Source organism: Neobacillus drentensis (assembly GCF_036966985.1).
Lineage (GTDB): Bacteria > Bacillota > Bacilli > Bacillales > Cytobacillaceae > Neobacillus > Neobacillus drentensis_E.
Genome location: NZ_JBALSN010000324.1, coordinates 1 through 6902 on the forward strand (window position 1 = coordinate 1; position 6902 = coordinate 6902).

9 protein-coding genes are annotated in these 6902 nt (G+C 37.0%); 2 read left to right on the forward strand and 7 right to left on the reverse strand.

Annotated features, from left to right (window positions below):
- Positions 1–215: 215 nt before the first annotated feature.
- A complete protein-coding gene (locus V7659_RS20380; RefSeq protein WP_335541804.1) occupies positions 216–632 on the forward strand; it encodes a DUF1284 domain-containing protein in 417 nt (138 codons plus the stop codon).
- Positions 633–758: 126 nt separating this feature from the next.
- Positions 759–1556, forward strand: a complete 798-nt coding sequence (locus tag V7659_RS20385) for an HAD family hydrolase (RefSeq protein WP_335541805.1) — start codon at positions 759–761, stop codon at positions 1554–1556.
- 144 nt (positions 1557–1700) lie between these two features.
- Here V7659_RS20385 and V7659_RS20390 read toward each other — a convergent pair whose 3' ends face one another.
- From V7659_RS20390 to V7659_RS20420, 7 genes are all read right to left on the reverse strand, one after another.
- On the reverse strand, positions 1701–2351 hold the full coding sequence (locus V7659_RS20390; RefSeq protein WP_335541807.1) for a vWA domain-containing protein: 651 nt from the start codon (positions 2349–2351) through the stop codon (positions 1701–1703).
- Positions 2352–2494: 143 nt separating this feature from the next.
- A complete protein-coding gene (queE, locus tag V7659_RS20395) occupies positions 2495–3223 on the reverse strand; it encodes a 7-carboxy-7-deazaguanine synthase QueE (RefSeq protein ID WP_335541808.1) in 729 nt (242 codons plus the stop codon).
- Positions 3220–3696 (reverse strand): 6-carboxytetrahydropterin synthase QueD, encoded by a 477-nt coding sequence (gene queD / locus V7659_RS20400; RefSeq protein WP_335541810.1) that lies wholly within the window; start codon positions 3694–3696, stop codon positions 3220–3222. Before queD ends, queE begins: the two co-directional genes overlap by 4 nt.
- Positions 3697–3698: 2 nt before the next feature.
- Positions 3699–4352, reverse strand: a complete 654-nt coding sequence (queC, locus tag V7659_RS20405) for a 7-cyano-7-deazaguanine synthase QueC (RefSeq protein WP_335541818.1) — start codon at positions 4350–4352, stop codon at positions 3699–3701.
- 228 nt (positions 4353–4580) lie between these two features.
- A complete protein-coding gene (locus tag V7659_RS20410) occupies positions 4581–5453 on the reverse strand; it encodes a YitT family protein (protein WP_335541812.1) in 873 nt (290 codons plus the stop codon).
- Between the two features lie 48 nt (positions 5454–5501).
- Positions 5502–6068, reverse strand: a complete 567-nt coding sequence (locus tag V7659_RS20415) for a tyrosine-type recombinase/integrase (RefSeq protein ID WP_335541814.1) — start codon at positions 6066–6068, stop codon at positions 5502–5504.
- Positions 6069–6557: 489 nt separating this feature from the next.
- Positions 6558–6767, reverse strand: a complete 210-nt coding sequence (locus V7659_RS20420; protein WP_335541816.1) for a hypothetical protein — start codon at positions 6765–6767, stop codon at positions 6558–6560.
- Between the last annotated feature and the right edge of the window lie 135 nt (positions 6768–6902).

The window sequence follows — 6902 nt, forward strand, 5'->3', positions numbered from 1 at the left end:
CTTTTTGAACTGCTTCAAGGAAAATTTCCTCCTTGTACTTGAAAAATAACTTGGTTAATTGTTCTTATATTAGTTCCTCTTGGAAACTCTTGCCTCATTAGTGAAACAAAAAAAGTTACCAATAGTCCAAACTCGATATGTTATGATGAAAAAAAGAGATTAATGTTAACTCATTTCAATGTATAGTTAACATCTGTGAACTAGGAGGAGAAATAATGTATAAACTGCGAGGTCACCATCTTTTTTGCTTATTGGGCTATAGGGGAATGGGCTATTCAGAAGAGTACGTGAAAAATATGACACACTTGCATCAAACCTTGCGAAATAACCCAAAGACGCTAATTCAGCTTGTTAAGGGTCCCGATCAGTTGTGTGAAAAATATCCCAACTCAGGTATTTATCACTGCCAAGACGACAATATTTATGAAAGAGATCAGGCTATTTTAGATAAAATAGGACTTAAAATCGGCCAAATTCTGAATTGGGAGGACATTGAGTCGTGCATCAGAAAGTTTGTCGTCCCCTCCGATATTCAAATTGTGTGTAAAACTTGTTCCTGGCGTTCCTATGGAGTTTGTGAGGAAGGGATTCAAGAGATTCATGAATGGAAGGGTTTAAGGGAAGTTAAATGAGCCTATCCACCTTTAGATTCATCATTTGCCTCCACATAAACTTAATTTAATCTGTACACTGAGTTTACAAGACTTTAATATTCAGATGTTATGATTGGATTAACAACGAATGAGGAGGCTGTAAAAATGAATGTGCGTGCAATGTTTATTGATATGGATGGTACACTACTAAAATCCTCAAATACCATTTCTAGCCGAAATATGGAAGCCGTTAATTCGCTCATTAATCAGGGAGTTAAGGTTTTTCTGGCTACTGGTCGACACTATGAAGTAACAGTTCCTTACCATAAAGAAATTGGACTACGAACTCCTATGATCTGTTTGAATGGTGCCGCTATTCATAATGCAGAGACAGGAAAAACGATGCAAATAAAAACCGTCCGACTGAACGAAGAACGGTTCCACCAGTTGACCGCTGAAAATGCCTGGAATGTTATAATCCATACAGCAAATGGCGTTTATTGCAAGGAGACAAGTGAAGAAATTGATTATTGGACAAAAGTTGGGCAAATTCCGCCTCATTATATTGGAGATTTAAGACAGGCAAATTATCAAGACGTTCTTAAATATAGTGTTCGAACAGGTACACCATGTCCGAACATTTCCGCTTTGTTTAACAAGGAAGCAGAAGTCATCAATTGGAATGACGGGTTTGAATTGCTTGCTCCTAATGTTTCCAAATGGTCTGCAATAAAAAGCCTCCTTCGCGAATTTCGAATCAGTCCAAATGAAGTTGTAGCTATTGGAGACGGACCCAATGATATCGAGATGCTTCGCCATGTCGGTACTGGTGTAGCTATGGGGAACGCGAGTCAAGAGGTTAAAGCAGCCGCCGATTTTATGACAGGACACCACGAAAATGATGGAGTAGCTCAGTTTATAGAACGATATCTTCTTAAATCAAAACAATCATATGCGATTTAGAGTATGTTTATTTGACTCTGCGTCATAAAAAAATGGCAGATGTTGTTTTAGATTCATACCTTTCAATATTTAAAATTTATAGACAAAAAAGCCTGTATTATGGATTATTGTGTAATCCTAAATACAGGCTTTTAATCTAGTATTTTATTTCCTAGACCGCTGATTATAATCCCGTTCAATTCCTTCTTTCCAGCTTCGATCAATCTTTTTGCCACTTCGAAGATTACTTACGGCTTCATTGACCGCTTCATAATTTAATTGCGTTCCTTTGTGGTCCGCATGGTATTCCACTGCGAATTCCTCTTCGATTCCAAATTGTGCAGCCGCTGAGATCGCATCGATATTCGCACCAAGGAAGATGAATTCCCAGCCAAATTTCTCTTTTTGATGACGAACCATTTTTTTGATTTTATCCGTTGTGAATTCACGGCTGGCATTTTCCATCCCATCCGTTGTAATCACGAATAACACCTTCTCTGCCCTCTCATCCTCAAGAGTTCTCTTTTGTACATTTACCATTTTTTGAATCGTAAAACCGATCGCATCTAATAAAGCAGTGGTACCCCCTACTTCATACTCTTTGTCGGTTATAGGAGATATGCCTCTAACATTAATTCGATCGTGTAATAATTCATAACGATGATCGAATAATGCTGTCGTAACAAAGGCTTCTCCTTCCGCTTTTTGTTGCTTCTTCAGAATTGCATTGAAACCTCCGATGGTATCTGCCTCAAGCCCTGCCATTGATCCACTTTTATCTAAAATAAATACTAATTCTGTTACATTCTTTTTCATACTTGTCATCCTCCGTTTCCTTGATGAATTTAGGATAACAATTATTAGACAAAAAAAGGTCGCTTAGAAAGCGACATTTTTAAGTACCGAGTATTGGTTGTTCTAAACTGGCTTACAATTAATGCTGTATTCTTTATTCGAACCTATACGCCTCGCTTATTTCCCCAAAGAAGAGCGTGTAATTGCGGTAACACTTTTACATCATTCAACTCTGAATCAGCAACCACACGATCGACTAACCACTCATATTTCAATAATAGTTTTTGAATTAATTCACTATTATTCACATTCGTGATATCATCATTCCCGACCTGCAAATAAAAAGGAATATCCGCGTACCGGTTATGAACCGTTTTCGCATATTCAAGATCGTTTTCGTCAAAGATGACGACTTTCAAACTCACTTGATGTTTAAACTCATTATCATTTAGATTTTGAAAAATAGAATCCAAGATTTCAAAATTGGTGACCATATTTGAACTTGGCGGCTTCGGTGAAATCGTTAGTTCATCAACGTTTAAGAACCAGTCTTGCCATCTGCTGCCTTGTGTTTCGATCCCAATCTTGATGTTTTTTTCTTTTAATAAATCAATAAACACATCTAAATTTTTAAGCAGTGCGGGATTTCCCCCTGAGATCGTCACAAAAGAGAAATTATCGCCACCGACTCTTTTTAATTCAGCCCAAATTTCATCTGCGCTCATTTGCTGGATATCCTCTTTGGCACTGCCATCCCATGTAAAGGCAGAATCACACCAGCTGCAAGAATAATCACAGCCGGCCGTCCGAACAAACATCGTTTTTTGACCAATGACCATCCCTTCTCCTTGGATGGTTGGGCCAAAGATTTCTAGAACAGGAATCTTGCTCATTCCTCCATCCACTCCCTTCGAGCTTCTGCATAGCTGGTCGGAGTTTCAAAGAGACGGACAAATTCCACTCTTGCTCCATGATATTGATCCATCCGCTCTTCTGTTTCTAATGCTTCCTTCATTTTCTCATAAATCCAAACCACCATATTTTCCGCGGTTGTATTCATGTGTGGCAGGGTTTCATTCAAGTATTGATGATCAAGGAAGATTTCAATTTCATTTTTCCAAATCTCTTTAATATCACCGAAGTCAATCATTAAGCCTCGTTCATCAACAAAACCGCTGATTCCGAAAATAACGTGGTACGTGTGGCCATGCAAATTTTTGCATTTCCCTTCATAACAATGCAAGTGATGCGAAGCATCGAAGGTAAATTCTTTGCTTACTAGCACACGTTTATGATGATATTTTAATTGATGTGGATGAATGTCTTCATTTATTTTTTGAAGTTTATCAACGATTCGAAAACCCATCGCTAAAACCTCCCATTTAAAAAGTCTTCAAGCCCTCTTTTTCTTAATACGCAAGCTGGGCATTCACCGCATCCATCCGCAATCACACCGTTGTAGCAGGTTAAAGTTTTTTCACGCACAAAATCCAATGCGCCTAGTTCATCCGCTAGTGCCCATGTTTGTGCTTTGTTGATCCACATTAATGGGGTATGAATGACAAAATTATCGTCCATGGATAGATTTAAGGTAACATTTAGTGATTTAATAAAAATATCACGACAATCTGGGTAGCCGCTGAAATCTGTTTCACACACACCTGTGACTAAATGCTTAGCCCCTACTTGACGTGCTAAAACACCAGCAAAAGTTAGGAATAATAGGTTACGACCTGGCACAAATGTTGAGGGAAGTTCCCCTTCACCGCCATCAGTCACTTCAATATCTGAACGCGTTAACGCATTAGGTGCTAATTGATTTAGTAAGGCCATATCTAAAATATGGTGTTTTACACCAAGTTCATTGGCTATATTTTTGGCACATTCAATTTCTAAACTATGCCTTTGATTGTAATCAAACGTAACGACTTCTACTTCTTTAAATTGTTTTAATGCCCAAAATAAACAAGTGGTGCTGTCTTGTCCACCACTAAATACAACAATGGCCTTTTCATTTTTCAACATTCTCTCTAGACTTCCTTTCAAATAGAAAAAACAGTACCCCAAGATAGAAGTACTGCTTCATCTTAGTTTTTTTAATGAGGGGGGCTAGAACCTCGTTTGCATAAATGCAATTATATATTAATTTCTATGACTAAATGATTATAAACTATTATCTTAATTTTTTCACCTATTTATCGACAAATTGTGCATTCTTTTCTTTTCCAGGTTCTGATAACACCCATTCAGCTAATGAATGTTATGCTTTCTGAAATTACCGCCCTTCACCTCTGCAACATCATATACGGTAACAAAGGATTTTGGATCCAGTTCATTGATGATTTCTTTTAACTTTGTTTCTTCTAAGCGGTTAATGACACAGGTGATTTCTTTAAATTTTTCATGGGAAAAGCCGCCATAAGCTTCTTTATACGTTGCACTTCGACCTAAACGATCGCGGATGGTCTCCACCATTATTTCTGGCTGAGTGGTAATAATATTGAAGGTTTTAGAGCCACTTAACCCTTCTTCGACAATGTGAATCACTTTCGAAGCAATAAAGTAAGCAATAGCCGAGAGAATCGCCCCTTGTAAACCAAATGCGATGGATACAAAAATAAATACAAATATATTTAAGAAAAGAATAAGATCACTTGTACCAAACGGTAATTTTCGGGATAGGAGGACGGCCAGCATATCAATACCATCTAATGCACCACCATTACGTAAGGCTAAGCCCATCCCAAATCCAAGGATAATACCGCCAACCACTGTAACTAACAAAGTATCCCCCTCAATTATAGCAGGGGTATGATGCAAAAGACTTGTTCCAACCGCTAGTGAAGCGATTCCAATAATCGAAAATAAGGCGAAACTTTTACCAATTTGCTTATATCCTAACCAGATAAAGGGAACGTTGATCACACCAATTAGAATACCTAATGGTAAATCAAATAGTTCTGAACCAACGATACTAAGGCCCGTCACTCCTCCATCAGATACGTTGTTTGGAATTAGAACCGTTTCTAGTCCATATGCAGCAATTAATCCCCCGATAATGACCATGAATCCGCGCAGAATAAATTTTAGTTTATTTGATTTATGTGTTTTGTTTGTAGTCATATATTTCCTCTCTTCCCTTTACTTATCATCTCTATGGATTTTATCAACTCATAAATTTACATCGATTTGAGTGGTAATCAAATCTTCTTTTGTTATTCCTAAAAATTTTAGTGTCTCCGCTGGTGTTGAATGGTTAAAGTGTTTTTGTAAGAGTGCAATCGAGACACCTTGTTTGAAGGCATGAAATCCGAAAGTTTTTGCTAGTGAATTTGTCCCAATCTTCCCTTCAATGCCCACCTTAACAGCTGCATCATGAATGATTCGATAGGCCTGTTGTCGTGTAATCGGCTGCTTGAACTTACGAGATTGGAATAAATAAATTTGTTGTTCGCTGTTGACCTGGTCTAAGTAAGACCTTACCGCTTCTTTCACTTTTTTGTTTAAATATACAGACTTCCTCCTTTCACTCTCCTGTTCAGAGTAATGATAAAAATCCTTCATTTCACCATCACTAGTAAAAAGTTCCTTTACCTTAATCAAAAGCAGTTCAGAGATTTTAAGCCCTGTATTAATTCCAACAACAAACAATAAATAATCCCTATATGAATGTTCTTTAAGGTAATTTTTCATTTCATTTATTTGTGCAACGTCTCTAAGTGCATCCACGGTTTCCAACGAATCATTTCCCCTTCAATGTTACTTAACTAAAGTATAAATTATATTTGAGTAACATTCAAATCTCTTGCCTATGAATTTACATATTTATATATCTTATCCTCGCAAAAAGGCTGTACAAGTATACTAGTCCCATCAAAAACGAAAAAAGGCCTTAGCCCTTGTAAAATAGAGCTAAAGCCGCGCATACACATGAAGTTTATGACCAAGCAGTTCAATTAATGATGTTCCAGAAATTTAGAAACTGACCGAATAGACCGTATTAATATTGGTCCAATTAATTCCGCTATATCCAAAGAGATATCAAGGATTTCCCACCATATGGATTCATTCCCTTCTTCTTTCCTCTTGTCTCTTCGGGCTTTTCTTTTCTCTTTAAATGTATTCACCATACTATCTCCCATCTCTTCTATTTCTCACTATTTAAATTCTTATTTATAAAGGTACGAAGCGATAGGAATCATTAGATAGGCTCTCTTTAAGTAGAGGTTAGTTAATAAAATCAATTATTTTTTGAAAACCAAAGGGTAAAACGCTTGCCACTAATAAACCAATTACTATTGAAGAAGTAGATAAAATAATGCATTTCCGAAGTGAAATATCATTCTTCTTAAAGGCGAAAATGAATACCTTCATCATAAAAAAGACAGTAATAAATATTATGATAGCTGAAAACACACTTGCTAAAATTACCTCCATTATGAACGTCTCCTTTATAAAGTCTGTAAAGTAAAATGCATATCAAATTACAACATATCTGTGGTGCTTAGGGGACCATGGGGAGTCCTCTCTTATGGTTGGTGATCAGGTTAACACCCGATCTGATAAATAGAC